The following is a 17,225-nucleotide window of genomic DNA, read 5'->3' as shown; positions in this document are numbered from 1 at the left end:
CAGGTGAAACTGCCCGAAGTCGCCGGCATCCTGACGCAGTGGCTGGCGACGGAGGGCACAAGTGAAACTGAGGACGCCATGACCGTCACCACCACCTCGCCCGCCGCGGCGGAGGGCAAGGCCCCTGGGACCGGCCGGGTCGCCCGTGTAATCGGCCCGGTCGTCGATGTGGAGTTCGCACCCGAGGAGATCCCCGAGATCTACCGTGCGCTGCGCGTTGACCGCACCATCAATGGACAGACCGCGACGCTCACGCTTGAGGTCGCGCAGCACATCGGTGACAACACCGTACGGACGATCTCCATGCAGCAGACCGACGGTCTGGTGCGCGGAGCGCCCGTCCACGACACCGGTTCGCCGATCACCGTTCCCGTCGGCAACGCCACCCGGGGACACGTGTTCAATGTGCTCGGCGAGCCGCTCGACGTCCCAAGCGTCGACACGGATGTGCGCAGGCCGATCCACGCATCGGCACCCGCCTTCGACCAGCTTGAGTCGAAGACGGAGATGTTCCCGACCGGTATCAAGGTCATCGACCTGCTGGCGCCCTACGTCCGTGGCGGGAAGATCGGCCTGTTCGGCGGGGCGGGTGTCGGCAAGACGGTCGTCATCCAGGAAATGATCAACCGTGTTGCCAAGCAGTTCAGCGGTGTCTCGGTGTTCGCCGGCGTCGGCGAACGGACCCGTGAGGGCAACGACCTGTTCCTGGAGATGACCGAGGCCGGCGTCATCGACGACACCGCGCTGGTGTTCGGCCAGATGGACGAGCCGCCCGGTACCCGCCTGCGGATCGCGCTCGCGGCGCTGACCATGGCGGAGTACTTCCGTGACGTCCAGAAGCAGGACGTGCTGCTGTTCATCGACAACATCTTCCGGTTCACTCAGGCCGGTTCGGAGGTCTCCACCCTGCTCGGACGCATGCCGAGCGCGGTGGGTTACCAGCCGACGCTAGCGGACGAGATGGGCGTCCTGCAGGAGCGGATCACCTCGACGCGCGGTCACTCGATCACCTCGCTCCAGGCAATCTACGTCCCCGCGGATGACATCACCGACCCGGCGCCGCACACGACGTTCACCCATCTCGACGCGACCACGGTGCTCTCGCGAGCCATCTCCGACCTGGGGATCTACCCCGCTGTCGACCCCCTGGACTCGACCTCGCGTATCCTCGACGCCCGCTACCTCGGCCAGGAACACTATGACGTGGCCCGCGAGGTGCAGCGCATCCTGCAGCGTTACAAGGACCTGCAGGACATCATCGCCATTCTCGGTATCGACGAGCTGTCCGAGGAGGACAAAATTCTCGTCAACCGGGCGCGGCGTATCCAGCGCTTCCTGTCGCAGCCGTTCTTCGTGGCCGAGCAGTTCACCGGCATTCCGGGCACCTTCGTCCCGCTCGAAGACACGATCAAGTCCTTCAAGAAGCTGACCGAGGGTGATTACGATCATCTTCCGGAGCAGGCATTCTTCATGTGCGGCGGGATCGAGGACGCGGAGAAGAAGGCGAAGGAGCTCTAACCCTCCGGAGATCGTTCAATAGTGTGACGTGACAGCAGGAAGGACGGCAGCACGATGCCGATGCGGGTGGCGATCGTCTCGCCGGAACGTGAAGTGTGGTCCGGGGATGCCGACATGGTTATCGCACGGACCACGGAAGGTGAAATCGGTGTGCTGCCCAGGCACATCCCGTTGCTCGGGGTCCTCGTCGAGGGCGGCGAGGTACGGGTCAAGACCGGTAATGAGACCCTGACCGTCGCGGTGGACGGTGGTTTTCTTTCCGTGACCGAGCAGGGCGTGAGTATTCTCGCGGAGCATGCGACGCTGTCCACCGGTGCTGGGAGCTGAGCCCGTCCGGCGCTTCTGAAGTCCTTCGGTGACGCGAAAATCATGATCGCGTCACCGTCGGTCTTCCCGGATGTCAGCGGTTGGCGCCCGGTTTCCACAGCACGTCGCCACCGGGATTGGCGACACGCGAGAGGATGAACAGCAGGTCGGAGAGTCTGTTGAGGTAACGGACAGGCAGGGCGCTGGTGCGCTCCGGATCGTGCTCCAGCAGCGCCCAGGCCGAGCGTTCCGTGCGGCGGGCGACCGTCCGTGCGACATGCAGCAGGGCGGCACCGGGCGAGCCTCCCGGCAGGATGAACGAATCCAGCTTGGGAAGGTGCTCGTTGTACCGGTCGCAGGCTTCCTCGAGACGGTCGATGTATGTCTCGGTCACCCGCAGCGGGGGGAATGCCGGGTTGTCCACGATCGGCGTGCACAGGTCCGCGCCGAGATCGAAGAGGTCGTTCTGCACCTGGGCCAGCAGTGTCCGGACGTCCTCGGTGAGGGCACCGAGGGCGAGCGCCACGCCGATGGCGGCATTCGCCTCGTCCACGTCCGCGTACGCGGCCAGTCGCGGGTCGGTCTTGCGGACCCGGGAGGTGTCGCCGAGCGCGGTTGTACCGTCGTCCCCGGTCCGCGTATAGATCCGGGTCAGGTGGATGGCCATGCTGCCACACTGTAGGGGTTCTCAGGGCCTCCGGGCGCGCGAAAGGCATGGTCGCGCGTCCTTTGGCCGGTAGGGGTTCTCAGGGCCTCCGGCGGCGAACCGAACCCATCCGAGGATTTTTGCCGGCAGGGCCGGCTAGTCGTTGCTGGAGCGATCAGGCCAGGGATGCTGTGTGCCGACCTGGCCTCGCCGCACCGGCCGGCCGACCCGGAAGACCAGCTGGCAAGGCCATAGCATCGACTCCCGTGGAACGGTTCGTCGCCACGGGCGGCTATCGGCTGGCCGGCGAGGTACGTGTCCCGGGAGCGAAGAACTCTGTGCTCAAGCTGATGGCCGCGAGCCTGTTGGCGTATGGCCGTACGACCCTTCGCGCGGTACCCGACATTCTCGACGTGGCCGTCATGGCCGACGTCCTGCGCGCGCTCGGGGCAACCGTCGAGCGGGACACCTCCCAGGGCTCACTGTCGATCGACGTGCCGGCGAGGCCCGGTGCCGCGGCTGACGGTGATCTCGTCCGGCGGATCCGGGCGTCGGTCGTGGTGCTCGGGCCGCTTGTCGCCCGGTGCGGTGAGGCACGGGTGGCGCTTCCGGGCGGGGACGCCATCGGCGCGCGCGCGCTGGACATGCACGTCAACGGGCTGACCAAGCTCGGAGCCGTAGTGGACGTCGAGGCCGGGATCCTGGTGGCCCGTTCGTCCGGCCGCCTGCAGGGGGCATCGATCTGGCTGGACTTTCCCAGTGTCGGTGCCACCGAGAACCTGCTGATGGCCGGGGTGCTCGCCAAGGGCACCACGGTGATCGACAACGCCGCTCGTGAGCCCGAGATCGCCGATCTGTGCGCGATGCTCGTGTCGATGGGCGCGCATCTCGACGGAGCGGGCACGTCCACGCTGGTCATCGAGGGAGTTGACGAACTGCGGCCGACCACGCACAGCACCGTCGCGGACAGGATCGTGGCCGGGACTTTCGCCATCGGCGCGCTCATGACCGGTGGCGACGTGATGATTCGGGGTGGCCGTGCCGACCACCTTGAGATCGTGCTCGACAAGCTGACGGCGGCGGGTGCGACAGTGGACACCCAGCCGGACGGCTTCCGGGTCCTGGCGGACCGTCCGCCGCGTTCGATCGACGTGGTGACCCTGCCCTATCCGGGTTTCCCGACGGATCTCCTGCCGCAGACCATCGCCCTGGAAGCGGTCAGCGAAGGCGTCTCCCTGATCACCGAGAACGTCTTCGACAGCCGCTTCGTGTTCTGCCGCGAGCTGCGCAAACTCGGCGCGGAGCTGCGTACCGACGGCCACCATGTCGTGGTACGCCGCAGTGACCGCCTGGTCGGCACGCATGTGGTGGCCTCGGACGTCCGGGCGGGGGCCGGGCTTGTGCTGGCCGGTCTGGTGGCGGAAGGGACCACCAGCGTCAGCGAGGTCCACCACATCGACCGCGGCTACGCCGCTTTCGTCGAGCAGTTGCGCGTTCTCGGCGCGGACATCCGGCGGGAGTCGCTTGCGGGATGTGCGGACCCGGGAGGTCGCTGAACAGACGTGGACCTGGCGGCCAGAGAGGTCTTCAGGCCCAGTCCCGTTCCGTGCCGGCCACCACCGCGCGGGCCCGCATGGAGTCCTCGGGGAACACCATGACGTGCCATGCGGAGGTGTGGTGGCGCCGGATCTTCCCGTCGGCGTTCACCTGGATCGGACCGAGTGCCGCCGCGCCCGAGGTCGACCGGATCCCGTGCTGACGCAGGAGCTGGCGCATCCGGTCCGCCTCCGATGGTGTGCGTAGTGTTGCTATGGGTACCAGCATGCCGAAGTCGGCGTGGTAGAGGGAGACGTCCGGGTTACCGCGCGTCCGGGTCGGTGTGAAGACCCATCTGCACACCGCCACGAGTACGGCGGTGGCGGCGACGGCGATGGCCGGACCGATCGTGTAGTGCAGGCTGTTCAGTGGCACCGTCACCTCCCGGCTGTCCGGGCCGACGGGCCGGACGGTCTTCATCGTCTCAGCGCCGTCGCTTGCGCGCAGGCGTTCATACGTGGGTCGCGTCGCAGTCGTAAGCGTAGTCTTGGCCGAACATAGCGTTATAGTTGTTTGTATTGCGTGTTTCGTCTCCTCGTCACGTTGCGCGGCAATCCGAATAACGATTCCGCAGCCCGAGCACCCGGCGCCCTGGCTCAGTGGGTCAGGGTGCGCGGCAATCCGAGTGACGATTTCGCAGCCATGCACGTCAGCCCATCTGAACGGCCACTCTGTGACCATAGATACTGGCGTTATGGGCGAGGCATTGCACACTTCGCCGTTGGTGCGACACGGATCGAAACGGAGGGTACGGGAACCGTCGGCCAGGATACGCGGCCGGCCACGTCCGACAACCTCTGATCGCCGGGCATGCCCTGGTCGGCTTTCAGGTGGCGCGAGCGCAGCTTCTCTCGCGTCGCCTGAAGACCCCAAGTGCTTGCGGATGTCCGATCGGTCAGGGCATGGATCAGGGGGGACGGGAGGCCTGATGAGCGAGAACGTGATGCTTCGTAACGACGGTGGTAAAGAGCTCCAGACCGTGCGCCTGCACGGTCGGGTCGATGTGCGGACGGTCGGTGATCTGCGGCTGCGGCTGCATACCGCGATCGATGCTGGCAGGGGGCGGCTGCGGGTGAACGTGGCGGACCTGGAGCTTGTCGATCATGCGGCGCTCGGCGTGCTGCTGGGTGGGGTGCGGCGGGCTCGGCGTTCCGGACGGTCGATGGTGCTCGTCGATGTGCCCGCCGATCTGGACAGGCTGCTGTCGGCGAATCGTCTCGGACGTTTCCTCCAGGTCGAGGATGCCGATCTGTTCCATGTCGGTCATGCCTGATCTGCTGTGGCTGACCGGTGTAGGACGGCGGCACCCGGTTCCGGGACGTAGCCGTACAACGTGGAATGATGGAGCCGGCCGGGGAGGGACATGCTCGACGTCGATGCGCAGCGGCTGAGCCCAGCGGGTGGTCGGGCGTACCGCAGAGGTGGCGGCCGGCCCGCTGACCCGCGCCGCCCACTGATCATCGCGGGCGCGTTCGCCGCCGCGATCGTCCTGGGGGTGGCCATCGGTCTGGCCACGGCACCGGCGGACACGCCCACACCCCGGACGGCGCCCACCGCGGCACCACCTGCCGAGCTGCAACCGCCCCTGGAACCGTCCGCATGGGAAGGCAGCCGCCAGCCGGGTACGGCACACCAGATGAGGGTTCGGCCCGTGGATCGGCGTGCTCTCGGCGCGAGTCTCGCGTACGCCCTGCAGGAGGCCGGTGCCGCGGGGCTGACTGCCGACAACGTCGTCATACCGCAGGGGAAGCTCTTCTACGGCGCAGTCGAAGGCGTTGACAGTGCCGCCGACGAGTACTGGGCCGTGGGTCTGGCACAGGTCACGGGCGTGACCGCGGCTCCGCCGAACCCGCAGGTGTGGAAGCGGGTGGGCAACGGGCCGTGGAAGCGGATCGCGCAGGGTGCCAGGGCCTGCGACGGTTTGCCGACCGGCCTGTTCACCGCGTGGCAGGGACGCCCGCCGCTCTGTTCGGGCGCGTGACGGTACGCGCCGGTACGCTCTTGCCGTCCGACAACCCTTCGGGAGCGAGTGTGGCGATGGCGGATGCGACGCGGCAGGACCAGTCCGAGCAGGCTCGTGCACAGCGGGACCGGCCGTGGATCATCCGGACCTATGCGGGCCATTCCAGCCCGGCGGAGACCAACGCCCTCTACCGCCGAAATCTGGCCAAGGGGCAGACCGGGCTCTCGGTCGCGTTCGACCTGCCGACCCAGACCGGCTACGACCCCGACCACGAGCTCGCCCGCGGCGAGGTCGGCAAGGTCGGCGTGCCGATCGCCCACATCGGCGACATGCGCGCGCTGTTCCACGACATTCCGCTGGACCAGATGAACACCTCGATGACGATCAACGCGACGGCCATGTGGCTGCTCGCGCTCTACCAGGTCGTCGCGCAGGAGCAGGGCGCGGACACCGCCGCGCTCGTCGGCACCACCCAGAACGACATCATCAAGGAGTACCTCTCCCGCGGGACGTACGTGTTCCCGCCGGCGCCGTCGCTGCGGCTGATCACAGACATGATCGCCTACACGGTGACCGAGATCCCCAAGTGGAATCCGATCAACATCTGCAGCTACCACCTGCAGGAGGCGGGCGCCACCCCCGTCCAGGAGATCGCCTACTCGATGTGCACAGCCATCGCCGTGCTCGACGCCGTGGTCGCCTCGGGGCAGGTGCCGGCGGAACGCACCGGCGAGGTGTGCGCCCGGATCTCCTTCTTCGTCAACGCCGGCGTCCGCTTCGTCGAGGAGATGTGCAAGATGCGGGCGTTCACGCGGCTGTGGGACACGCTGCTGCGGACCCGCTACGGCGTCGAGGATCCACGTCACCGACGGTTCCGCTACGGCGTCCAGGTCAACTCCCTCGGCCTGACCGAGGCGCAGCCGGAGAACAACGTCATCCGGATCGTGCTGGAAGCCCTCGGCGTGACGCTGTCGAAGGACGCCCGTTGCCGGGCGTTGCAGCTACCGGCCTGGAACGAGGCGCTCGGCCTGCCCAGGCCCTGGGACCAGCAGTGGTCCCTGCGCATCCAGCAGATCCTTGCCCACGAAACCGACCTGCTGGAGTACCCCGACCTCTTCGAGGGTTCCGTCGTCGTGGAGCGCCGGGTGGCCGACCTCGCCGAGACCGCCCAGGCCGAGATCGACCGGGTGCAGGCCATGGGTGGCGCGGTTGCCGCGGTCGAAAGCGGCTACATGAAGTCCGAGCTTGTCCGTTCGCATGCGACCCGCCGGGTGCGCATCGAATCGGGCGAGGACATGGTGGTGGGCGTGAACGCCTTCACCTCCACCGAGCCGAACCCGTTGCTCGCCGACCTGACGACGGCGATCCAGACGGTGGATCCGGCCGTGGAGGAAGCTGCCCGCACCGACATCGAGGCATGGCGGGCCGGCCGTGACGCACGTGCCGTGGACGATGCCCTCCACGGCCTGCGGGACGCGGCGAAGACCGACGCGAACCTGATGACGGCCACGCTCGCCTGCGTCCGTGCGGGCGTCACCACCGGTGAGTGGGCTGGTGCCTTGCGGGAGGTGTTCGGCGAGTACCGGGCTCCGACCGGGGTGTCCGCCGCTTCGTCGGTGCATGCGGGCGGCCGGCAGCTCACCGACGTCCGGGAACGGGTCGTGGCGACCGGCAAGGAGCTCGGGCGCCGGCTGAAGTTCCTCGTCGGCAAGCCCGGCCTGGACGGGCATTCCAACGGTGCCGAGCAGATCGCCGTGCGGGCCCGTGACGCCGGTTTCGAAGTGGTCTACCAGGGCATCCGGCTCACCCCCGCGCAGATCGTCGCCGCCGCCGTGGAGGAGGACGTCCACGTCGTGGGCCTGTCGGTTCTGTCCGGCTCGCACATGGAGCTGGTGCCCGTCGTGCTCGACGGGATGCGCGCGGCCGGCGTCGGTGACGTGCCCGTGGTTGTCGGTGGCATCATTCCGCAGGCGGACGCCGAGCGGCTGAAGACCCTCGGCGTCGCCGCGGTGTACACACCGAAGGACTACGGCCTCACCGAGATCATGGACGGCATAGTCGACGTCGTCCGAGCCGCGAACGGTCTGGACTGACCCCGACCCACCGGTTGACACCGACCAGCTGAGCCTGTCTGTCGACCGGAACCGCGCCGCGGGGCAGGTGCCTGAAATCTTCCTGAACCTTCCTGCGCCGGGCCGCGGTCGGCCGCTCGCGCCGCGGTCGGCCGCTCGCGCCGCGGTCGCGTGTTCGTACCGTGGTTGCTGTTTGTACTGCGGTGGCTGGCTCGGGCCGCGTGGCCGGTTCTGCCACGTGGCCGATCCTGCTGCGCAAAGGGCCTGGTGAGAGATGTTTCGCCAGGTCGGATCCGATGTGCGAGGCAGCCGGTGGGCGCGTACCGTCCCCAGGGTGGTCTCCGACGCTCCGTCCCTGGACGACGCGGTGGCGCTGGCCACCCGTGCCCACGCCGGCCAGCTGGACAAGGTCGGCGAGGAATACATCGGCCATCCGCTGCGGGTGATGCGGGCGGTTGCCGCCGCCGCGGACGAGGCCGGGGTCGACCGCGAGCACGCGCAGATGGCGGCGGTGCTCCACGACGTAGTCGAGGACTCCGCGGTCACCCTGGAGGATCTGGTTTCCCTCGGTTACCCGCCCGCCGTCGTGGCGGCGGTCGACGCGCTCAGCCACCGTCCGGGAGAGCCGGTGGAGGACTACCTTGCCCGCGTTGCCGCCGACGACCTCGCCGTTGCCGTGAAGCGGGTGGACATGGCCGACAACGGCGACCCGGCGCGGCTGGCCAGGCTGCCCGCGGATCGGGCGGACCGCTACGCGCAGCGTTACTCCAGCCGGATGCGCCTGCTCGACGACCTTGTCGCCACCCGGAAGGCCGCCGAAGGGGCTGTCACACAGGTCGAATGGGCTGCCGCCCAGAAGGCCGTCGAGGGGAAGGCTGCTGCATGGGGGAGCGACCCTCCTGCCGCATCCGCCACGTGACGGCCAGACGGCGATGCCCGGTCGTTCGGACGTCCCACGGGACGATTCTCCGGAGCCGAAGGCCAGGCGTCTGGACCGGAACTGGAACGAGTTACTCCAGGAGATCCGGGTGGCGCAGGCCGGTGTGCAGATCCTCTTCGCCTTCCTGCTCACCCTCCCCTTCACCCAGCGCTGGAACCAGGTCACTGACTTCCAGCGGGCGCTCTACCTCGTCACGCTGCTGGTGGTCGCCGCCGCGTCCGCGCTGCTGATCGGCCCGGTGGCCTACCACCGGATGGTGTTCCGCCGGGGCGCCCGCGCCCAGTTGGTCGCCGCGGCCAACACCATGGCGCTGGCCGGGCTGGTCATGCTGGGTGCGGGTATCAACGGCGCCGTCCTGCTCGTCGTCGACGTGCTCATGGGTTCGCTCGCCACCGTCCTGATCTGCTCGGTGACCGTGGCGTTCTTCGTTGCGCTGTGGTGGGTACTACCGCAACTGACCCTGCGGGAGCTGGTGACCCCTCGCGAGGATGCTCAGGATCCGGAACCGCTCGGGCCCGGGCCGTCCGAATCCGACGATCGCACGCCTACCGACGACCACCCGACCACCCGACCACCGACCTGACCTGCGCCGACTGGGCCTGTGCCGATCTGGTCCGCGTCAGCCGGATCGGCGCCGACCCGGCCAGCGCTGACCCGACCGACCTACGTCCACCCGATCTTCACGTACCTGACCGGCGGGCGACCTGACCGCACCGGCGGGCGACCTGACCGCCCTGCCCCGGCGGGCACGCGGTAAGGTGCCGAACCGTGCGTCTTGTGATAGCCCGGTGCAGCGTCGACTATGTGGGCCGACTGACGGCACACCTGCCCAGCGCGGTCCGCCTGCTGCTGGTGAAGGCGGACGGGTCGGTGTCCATCCACGCCGACGGGCGGGCCTACAAGCCGCTGAACTGGATGAGTCCGCCCTGCGTGATAGCCGAGGCGGACGGTGTCTGGCGGGTGACCAACCGTGCGGACGAACAGCTCCTCATCACCCTTGAAGAGATCATGCATGACTCCTCGCACGATCTCGGCGTGGACCCCGGCCTGCAGAAGGACGGCGTCGAGGCGCACCTGCAGGTTCTGCTCGCCGAGCGTCCGGACGCGATCCAGGAGGGTCTCACCCTGGTGCGCCGCGAGTACGAGACGGGCATCGGCCCGGTCGACCTGCTCTGCAGGGACGCCGACGGCGCCAGCGTCGCGGTCGAGGTGAAACGCAAGGGTGAGATCGACGGCGTCGAGCAGCTCACCCGCTATCTCGCCCGCCTGCAGGACGATCCCTTCCTGCCGCACCCGGTACGGGGGATCCTGGTGGCACAGTCGATCACCCCGCAGGCCCGCCTGCTCGCCACGGACCGGGGCCTGGGCTGCGTCACGGTCGACTACGACGCCCTGCGCGGCCTGGCTCCCGCGATCCCCACCCTGTTCTGACGCTCTTTCGCGGGTTCGTACCGCGGCGGTTGGGGTGGGGATGTGGGAGAGGTCCCGCCAGGGGGCGGTGGGCCCTCGGTGGCGCAACCGGGTCTCGACCCAGCGAAGGTCGCTGGCGAGGGCTTCGGTCTGGTTGGTGCGGCCCGCGGCGAGCAGGTGGTCGATGGCGTGGTCGAGCAGGTATCCGTCGGCCAGTTCCCACCATGCGGCCGTCGGTCGCGGCGCTGAGGGCGCGAGCGGGACGGCTGGGGACAGGTCGGCCTCGACGGCGTTCACCAGCGTCCCGTTGAGAGCGGTCAGGCGGTCGGGGCCGCGTTCGCCGCGCAGATAGTCGCGGATCACGTCGTGCAGGGTCACACCGCCCCCCGCTTCGGGTTTCAGTGTGAGCAGGGACAGGCGGGCCAACTCTCCGCACAAACTCTGAGACTTTGCCTCGTCGAGCGCGCCGGTAGCCTCCCATAGCCGGGCTATGAGGGTCACGGGGACGGCCTCGTTCGCAGCGAAGATCCCCAGCTCGGTGAACCGTTCCCTGCCGTCCGCAGGCAGGAGCCTGGCCGAGGCTTCCACAGTCGCCCGCACAGCCTTACTACGCTGCTCAGGATTATCAAGATCCAGTGGCGCCGACTGATTGTCCGCCGCTACTGGCCCTCGTTCCCGCAGTTGCCGTAGCGTCTCCTCGGCGACTGCGGCGGCGTTGGCACAGGCCTCCACCTGCTCCTTGATCATTCTGTTGGTCAGGTGCAGCAGCAGGGGTCACCGTCCGGTTACCGTCAGCAGATGCCGCGTCACCACCTCTGGCAGACGCGGTAATTCCCGCGTCAATACCTGCCGGGCCTCTGCATGAGACATCCTGTCGACCAGAACCGGTGACGTACCGAAACCGGTCGGGAGGATGGCGGGGACGCGTGTGGTGACCAGCCGCACGCACCGGCTGCCGCCCCTGAGGAACAGCTTGAGCTGTTTCTCCTCCCAGACGTCGTCGAGAACGAGCAGCGTGCGGGGCCGCTGCTCCAGAAGCTCTCCCAGTTGCCCGCCTACCCTCTCCGAATTCGAAAAGGTGGGGATGCCTCCGGCGATGTTTTGGATAACCTTGTTGACTTTATTGACGATATCGGCTTCGCTCCGCACATTGCGGCCCACGGTAACGAAATAAACCCATTTTCGGAAATATTTCCGTACCCTTTTGTCATCACACACGAACTTGGCCAGTGTCGTCTTCCCGAAGCCGCCCGCGCCTGTCAACGCCGTGGTGATCCCTACCGTGCGGCCCCGCCGCGAGCAGACAACGGCGATGATCGACTCGGCTTCTGTACGCCTGATCGCCTCTTCGGGTATGTCCGGAGGTGCCTCCAGTCGATCGTTCGTCCCTGCTGCCGGACTATCCTGCATCCGTGCCAACAACAGAGTCACCACCGCGGCCAGCGCAGCGAAAATGAGGGCCGCCCACCCGCGGGATACCGGCGCACCAGATCCAAAGGGCCCCACCAGTGGCCCAGCGATGAGGCCGGACCGGCCGCCAGCCCACCGAGAACGGCTACGATGACTGCTGCGATCTCCAGTATGAGACGTCGTCCGCCCACCCCAGCCCCCGTCCTGCTCACATGAAGAGGCCGTCCCATCGGGGCTACTGGCCTTGATCGGCAGCATCCATGGCCCGGCGGATCTGGCCGAGCGACATGACGATCACATCCGCGAGCGCATGCGGTTGCGTTTCGGCGATTCAGTGTGATCGCGACCGTCCTCGATACCGGTCCCGTGGTCGCAGCGCTCAACGCGAATGATCGGCGGCACGCCGAGTGTGCTTCGCTCCCGGTCTCGCTTAAGGGCCGCCGGCTGCTGCCCAGCCCGGTGCTCACCGAGGTCTGCTGGTTGCTGGAGCGCTGGCCGGAGGCCGAAGCCCCCTTTCTGGAGCAGGTAGCGCGGGGAACCTTCGAGCTGGTCCGTCTTACGTCCGCCGATCTGAATCGGATGGCCGAGCTGGTTCGCCGGTACGCTGACTTCCCATTCGGTTCGGTCGACGCCTCCGTGATTGCCATCGCGGAGCGTTTCCGCGTGGATCGGGTCGCCACTATCGACCGTCGGCACTTCAGTGTTGTCAGGCCGAGTCACGTTCCCGCGCTGACGTTACTGCCGTAGTGCTTTGTCGCAGTAAAGTTATCCTAGTCTGGTATTATGCCCGGAGTGGAGACTGGAGCTACCGGAAGGTTTGTTCTCTTATCACATCCGACTGCTATAGAAAGCAAAACTGGAGCGGAAGGGTGATTTTTCTCACCAACAAAATCCCTGTTCTCCATATCGTTGAAAATGGCAAGTTTTACATTTTTCTTACTCTTTCTCGGTATCGTCGGGATGCTTTGTGGGCGTTACGGCTCGATGTCAGAATTACGGTGCGGACCGATGGCGACGGGCCGGGCGGGAAGCGGCAGACGCAGACGCAGACGCAGACGGTGCGGTGCGTGACCTGTCATGGGACGGGAAAGGCGTGAAGCGCGAGGATTTCATTCCCGACGTGGTCTGGGTGAGACGGGCGGACGGATGGCTGGTCCCGCTCGACCGGGCCGAGGATCCCGAAGCATGGCTGGCGCTCGTCAACGGCGGCGATTCGATCGTCATCCAGGCCGACGACGGGGAACGCGACGACGGCAGGGGCATCTTCCCGACCAGCTCGTCCAGCGCGCCGGCGGTCATGAGCAGGATGCTCGACCTGCTCGACGTGCGGGAAGTCATGAACGTGCTGGAGGTCGGGGCGGGCAGAGGATACAACGCCGCCCTTCTCATCGAGAATTCGATTCTCCAGTACGGTTGATCGTCCAATTTCTGATCGATTGCCCTATTTGCGAGTGGATGCCACGTGAAGTGGCGGTTGTGAGCTTGCGCGTCGAGGATCTGGGAGTATTCGCGCACCCCTGGCGGGCACAACGACAGCGACGAGAGGGGTGGTCCGGCATGGTTCAGGACTTCACGAGGGTTGGCGTGGTGGGGCTCGGCACCATGGGCGCGGGGATCACCGAGGTCCTGGCGCGCGCCGGCATCGACGTGGTGGGCGTCGAGCTCAACGGCGAGACGCTGGCCCGGGGGCTCAGGCACGTCCGCCACTCGACGGACCGGGCGGTCAGCCGCGGCAAGCTGACCGAGGCCGACCGGGACGCGCTGTTCACGCGGATCCACGCCGGCACCGACCTGTCGGCGGTGGCGGACTGCCGGCTGGTCATCGAGGCGGTACCCGAGCGGATCGAGGACAAGCGGGCGGTCCTCGCCGAGCTGGACGCGCTGTGTCCGTCCGGGACCATCATCGCGACGAACACCAGCTCACTGTCCGTCACCGAACTCGCCACCGGAACCTCCCGCTCGTCCCGGGTCGTCGGTACCCACTGGTTCAACCCGGCGCCGATCATGGGGCTGGTCGAGATCGTCCGCACGGTTGTCACCGACGCGACGGCGCTGGAGGACGTCGAAGCCCTCGTCACGAAGGTCGGCAAGACCGCGGTGATCGCCGCGGACCGGGCCGGCTTCATCGTCAACGCCCTGCTGTTCGGCTACCTGAACAGCGCCGTGCGGATGCTGGAGGCGCACTACGCCACCCGCGAGGACATCGACGCGGCCATGCGCCTGGGCTGCGCGCACCCGATGGGCCCGCTCGCGTTGCTCGACCTGATCGGGCTCGACTCGGCCTACGAGATCCTCGACTCGATCTACCACACATCCCGGGACCACCTGCACGCTCCGGCGCCGATGCTCAAGCAGCTGGTCACCGCCGGGATGCTCGGCCGCAAGACCGGGCGTGGCTTCTACACGTACGCGGCCCCCGACGCCTCCGAGATCGTCGATGCGGTGACCACGGCCGGGCCGGCAACCGGCGGACAGGCCCGGCCGGTGCGCACGACAGGTGTCATCGGCAGCGGAACCATGGCCGCCGGGATCGTCGAGGTCTGCGCCCGGTACGGCTACGACGTGGTATTCCATGCTCGCGGCGAGGAGAAGATCGCCGCTGTCCGCAAGAAGCTGGAACGCTCGCTCGACAAGGGCGTCGAGAAAGGAAAGATCTCCTCGGATGACCGGGCCGCGGCCCTGGCCCGGGTACGGGGCACGACTGACCTGTCCGCCCTCGCCGGCTGCGACCTCGTCATCGAGGCGGTCGTGGAGGATCTCGCGGTCAAGCGCGCCCTGTTCGCCGCACTCGACGCGGTGGTGCCTCCCGGGGCGGTCCTCGCGACGACCACGTCGTCCCTGCCGGTGATCGAGTGTGCGGCCGCCACCGCCCGCCCGCAGGACGTGGTGGGGATGCACTGGTTCAACCCGGCGCAGGTGATGCGCCTGGTGGAGATCGTGCCCACCGTCCTGACCGCCGACGATGTCACCGCCACGGCTTTCGAGGTGGCGCGGGCGGCGGGTAAGCATCCGGTACTGTGCGGTGATCGGGCCGGCTTCATCGTCAACGCCCTGCTGTTCCCCTACCTCAATGACGCCGTGAAGATGCTGGAGGCCCATTACGCGGACGTCGAGACCATCGACACGGCGATGAAGGTCGGCTGCGGTCACCCGATGGGGCCGTTCGGACTCGCCGACGTCGTCGGTCTGGATGTGACGCTCGCCATCCAGCGTGCTTTGTACCTGGACTTCAGGGAGCCCGGCTACGCTCCGGCGCCCCTGCTCGAACACCTTGTCAGGGCGGGTTATCTCGGTCGCAAGACCCGCCGGGGGTTCCGGGTCTACTGACCACCACACCGGTTTCGGGCCGGCTCCGGCATCGGCTTCGTCGCCTACGATGGCGCCGTACGGCGTGATTCGTCACCGACACGCCGGCTCCCACTGCCGTACCGGAGGATGCCGCGATGATCCCGCTGGACAAGGATGCCGCCCGGGAAGTGGGTCGCGAGATCGTGACGTTCGTGCCCGATTTCGTGGTGATGCTCAGGCGCGTCCTGGCTGATCCGCGGGTTTCCCAGTCGGCCAAGTTGGAGGCCGCCGGGGCGCTTGCGTATCTGGTGTCTCCGAAGAACCGGCTGACGAATCTGATCCCGGTGGTGGGTCAGCTCGACGATGTCGCGATCGTGGCCTTCGCGTTCCGTCGCCTGGAGATCGGCGCGGGTGAGGCTGTGCTGCGGGAGCATTGGCGCGGCAGCGACCGAGCCTTCCAGATCATGCTGGGTGCCTCCTCCGCACTGTCGTCACCGCGGGGGGTGATCCGGAAGGTGAAACTGGCGAAGACGATCGCCGAGTCGACCATCGATCGGATCAATGCTTCCCGGCGTCACCCGGCGGCCGGTGCGGACCCGTACCGTGTCGTCGAAGGCGAAGTCGTCAACCGGACATCGGCAACTGACACACCGCCGTCCACCCCATCCGCATCCGGTGGGTCGCGCTCCGACGGATCGCCGTCGAGCGGGCCGCAGCCGGGTGGGTCGTGGACCCACCGCCCGCAGGGTCCGTCGGCAACGCGCCCGAGGTGACCCGGCGACGGTCCCGGCGGGTGCGGGCGCAGGCACCTCAGCCGCCCGTGATCGTCGGATCCGAGATAACCGAACGGCATCCGGACGGAGACTGGATCGTCCGCCGGGTCAGCGGGGCGGCCGCGTACAAGTACTACCGCTGCCCTGGCTGTGAGCAGGAGATACTCCCGGCCACCCCACATGTGGTGTGCTGGCTCGACGACCAGGTCGCCGACCGCAGGCACTGGCACACGATCTGCTGGACCCGCCGCGACCGCCGGAATCCGTCGGGCCGGTAGCGACGGCCGGGTGGCTGACACAGACCCGGCTGACACCGGCTGACACAGACCCGGCTGACACCGGCTGCGGCCCGCTGGCCCGGCTGCGGGCGGACGGGCCCGGGCCGATGACAGGCAGGTCCGACACCTGATCAGGCAACGACCTGATCAGGCAGTGGCACGATCAGGCAACGACCCGCTCAGGCAGTGGCACGATCAGGAACGGACGGCTGTGGGCTGCTCGTCGTCCGTCGGCTCCGGGTCCGCGCTGAGATCCAGTGGGGCCATTGCCGCTGCCAGCCGGTCGCGCAACTGGCCGAGCTGAGCGGTCACCTGGTCGCGTTGACGACCGAGATCGGCCAGCCTGCGCCGCGACTCGTTCTCGGTTGTCTCGGCAGTCGCACGGGCGTCGGCGACGATCTGCTCCGCCTGCGTCTCCGCTGCCGAGATGATTTCCTGAGCCTTTGTCTCGGCTTCCCGGATCGTCCGTTCGTGGATGCGCTGCGCGTCGGCGTGGGCCTGCCGAGCCTCCTCCAGCGCCACCTCGGCTTCCCGGGTCCGTTCGACGCGGACGGCGGCCGCTTCTTCCTCGGCCAGCTGGAGAATCTTGGTGATCCGGTCGCCGAACTCCTCCCAGGCCGGTCGGTTGGCGGCGAGATCGTCACGCAACGCGGCGGCCTCGGTGGCCGCCTCAGAGGCCGCGGCCTCGGCTGCCGCCCGATGTGACTCCGCCTCCCGCAGCTGTTCGACGAGCCAGTTGACGTGAGCCCTGACCTGATGCGGGTCGTAGCCGCGACGAACCAGATCGAACTCCGGCGAGGCGTCCGCACCGCCGGACATCGGGATGAGATCGGTTTGTTCGGTCATGGGACATCAGCGTGCCAGACCAGTGTCATGGTTGACCTCCTCGGGGCCGGTGGACCGACGTACATCAAGTCTCCCGGAAAGTGCGCCGATCGCCAGGTTTGTGCTCGAGAAATCCGGCTTAAGGGCGCGGCCGGTGCACGCACCGGCCGCCGGAGACGGTCCTGTACCCCCTATACCCC

19 protein-coding genes are annotated in these 17,225 nt (G+C 67.7%); 15 read left to right on the top strand and 4 right to left on the bottom strand.

Annotated features, from left to right (window positions below):
* Positions 1-78 precede the first annotated feature (78 nt).
* Entirely contained in the window at positions 79-1,518 is a 1,440-nt protein-coding gene (gene atpD, locus CV1CTNOD_RS20165; protein ID WP_131787569.1) for a F0F1 ATP synthase subunit beta, read from the top strand.
* Between the two features lie 54 nt (positions 1,519-1,572).
* Positions 1,573-1,845, top strand: a complete 273-nt coding sequence (locus CV1CTNOD_RS20160) for a F0F1 ATP synthase subunit epsilon (RefSeq protein WP_131787568.1) — start codon at positions 1,573-1,575, stop codon at positions 1,843-1,845.
* A gap of 73 nt (positions 1,846-1,918) precedes the next feature.
* On the opposite strand, the gene CV1CTNOD_RS20155 is transcribed toward CV1CTNOD_RS20160, so the two are convergent.
* Complete coding sequence (locus CV1CTNOD_RS20155; protein ID WP_131787567.1) at positions 1,919-2,491, bottom strand: cob(I)yrinic acid a,c-diamide adenosyltransferase; 573 nt, start codon at positions 2,489-2,491, stop codon at positions 1,919-1,921.
* Between the two features lie 245 nt (positions 2,492-2,736).
* Here CV1CTNOD_RS20155 and murA point away from each other — a divergent pair, with 245 nt between their 5' ends.
* Entirely contained in the window at positions 2,737-4,026 is a 1,290-nt protein-coding gene (murA, locus tag CV1CTNOD_RS20150; RefSeq protein WP_131787566.1) for a UDP-N-acetylglucosamine 1-carboxyvinyltransferase, read from the top strand.
* A 31-nt stretch (positions 4,027-4,057) separates the two neighbouring features.
* Here the strand turns inward: murA and CV1CTNOD_RS25885 are convergent, their stop codons facing one another.
* Entirely contained in the window at positions 4,058-4,486 is a 429-nt protein-coding gene (locus CV1CTNOD_RS25885) for a hypothetical protein (RefSeq protein WP_206445408.1), read from the bottom strand.
* A 508-nt stretch (positions 4,487-4,994) separates the two neighbouring features.
* On the opposite strand from CV1CTNOD_RS25885, the gene CV1CTNOD_RS20140 reads away from it, so the two are divergent.
* The 7 genes from CV1CTNOD_RS20140 to CV1CTNOD_RS25025 all read left to right on the top strand — a co-directional run bounded on the left by CV1CTNOD_RS20140 (position 4,995) and on the right by CV1CTNOD_RS25025 (position 10,700).
* Positions 4,995-5,339 (top strand): STAS domain-containing protein, encoded by a 345-nt coding sequence (locus tag CV1CTNOD_RS20140; protein ID WP_131768424.1) that lies wholly within the window; start codon positions 4,995-4,997, stop codon positions 5,337-5,339.
* 90 nt (positions 5,340-5,429) lie between these two features.
* Positions 5,430-6,047, top strand: coding sequence for a hypothetical protein (locus CV1CTNOD_RS20135; RefSeq protein WP_131787565.1), 618 nt, complete (start codon positions 5,430-5,432; stop codon positions 6,045-6,047).
* 56 nt (positions 6,048-6,103) lie between these two features.
* Positions 6,104-8,122, top strand: a complete 2,019-nt coding sequence (locus CV1CTNOD_RS20130) for a protein meaA (protein ID WP_131787564.1) — start codon at positions 6,104-6,106, stop codon at positions 8,120-8,122.
* 253 nt (positions 8,123-8,375) lie between these two features.
* A complete protein-coding gene (locus CV1CTNOD_RS20125) occupies positions 8,376-9,020 on the top strand; it encodes an HD domain-containing protein (RefSeq protein ID WP_131787563.1) in 645 nt (214 codons plus the stop codon).
* A 13-nt stretch (positions 9,021-9,033) separates the two neighbouring features.
* Positions 9,034-9,624, top strand: a complete 591-nt coding sequence (locus CV1CTNOD_RS20120; protein WP_207386564.1) for a DUF6328 family protein — start codon at positions 9,034-9,036, stop codon at positions 9,622-9,624.
* Positions 9,625-9,809: 185 nt separating this feature from the next.
* Complete coding sequence (nucS, locus tag CV1CTNOD_RS20115; RefSeq protein ID WP_131787562.1) at positions 9,810-10,472, top strand: endonuclease NucS; 663 nt, start codon at positions 9,810-9,812, stop codon at positions 10,470-10,472.
* A 42-nt stretch (positions 10,473-10,514) separates the two neighbouring features.
* A complete protein-coding gene (locus CV1CTNOD_RS25025; RefSeq protein ID WP_165485643.1) occupies positions 10,515-10,700 on the top strand; it encodes a hypothetical protein in 186 nt (61 codons plus the stop codon).
* Positions 10,701-11,225: 525 nt separating this feature from the next.
* Here CV1CTNOD_RS25025 and CV1CTNOD_RS20110 read toward each other — a convergent pair.
* On the bottom strand, positions 11,226-11,885 hold the full coding sequence (locus tag CV1CTNOD_RS20110; RefSeq protein WP_165485642.1) for an NB-ARC domain-containing protein: 660 nt from the start codon (positions 11,883-11,885) through the stop codon (positions 11,226-11,228).
* Between the two features lie 312 nt (positions 11,886-12,197).
* On the opposite strand from CV1CTNOD_RS20110, the gene CV1CTNOD_RS20105 reads away from it, so the two are divergent.
* From CV1CTNOD_RS20105 to CV1CTNOD_RS20085, 5 genes are all read left to right on the top strand, one after another.
* Positions 12,198-12,608 (top strand): type II toxin-antitoxin system VapC family toxin, encoded by a 411-nt coding sequence (locus tag CV1CTNOD_RS20105; protein ID WP_131787560.1) that lies wholly within the window; start codon positions 12,198-12,200, stop codon positions 12,606-12,608.
* A 316-nt stretch (positions 12,609-12,924) separates the two neighbouring features.
* Positions 12,925-13,278: a hypothetical protein gene (locus CV1CTNOD_RS20100; RefSeq protein WP_242606864.1), complete on the top strand. Its 354-nt coding sequence runs from the start codon at positions 12,925-12,927 to the stop codon at positions 13,276-13,278.
* Positions 13,279-13,418: 140 nt separating this feature from the next.
* A complete protein-coding gene (locus tag CV1CTNOD_RS20095) occupies positions 13,419-15,188 on the top strand; it encodes a 3-hydroxyacyl-CoA dehydrogenase family protein (RefSeq protein WP_131787559.1) in 1,770 nt (589 codons plus the stop codon).
* Between the two features lie 116 nt (positions 15,189-15,304).
* Positions 15,305-15,922, top strand: coding sequence for a YkvA family protein (locus tag CV1CTNOD_RS20090; protein ID WP_131787558.1), 618 nt, complete (start codon positions 15,305-15,307; stop codon positions 15,920-15,922).
* Positions 15,919-16,200 carry a hypothetical protein gene (locus tag CV1CTNOD_RS20085; protein ID WP_131770979.1) on the top strand — a complete coding sequence of 94 codons (282 nt, stop codon included), beginning with the start codon at positions 15,919-15,921 and terminating at the stop codon, positions 16,198-16,200. The genes CV1CTNOD_RS20090 and CV1CTNOD_RS20085 overlap by 4 nt, the downstream gene beginning before the upstream one ends.
* A 195-nt stretch (positions 16,201-16,395) precedes the next feature.
* Here CV1CTNOD_RS20085 and CV1CTNOD_RS20080 read toward each other — a convergent pair whose 3' ends face one another.
* Positions 16,396-17,046 (bottom strand): sugar-binding protein, encoded by a 651-nt coding sequence (locus CV1CTNOD_RS20080; RefSeq protein WP_131787557.1) that lies wholly within the window; start codon positions 17,044-17,046, stop codon positions 16,396-16,398.
* Positions 17,047-17,225: the final 179 nt, after the last annotated feature.

It is taken from the genome of Protofrankia symbiont of Coriaria ruscifolia, from assembly GCF_900634745.1.
Lineage (GTDB): Bacteria > Actinomycetota > Actinomycetes > Frankiales > Frankiaceae > Protofrankia > Protofrankia californiensis.
This window is presented reverse-complemented; position numbering and strand designations above follow the sequence as displayed.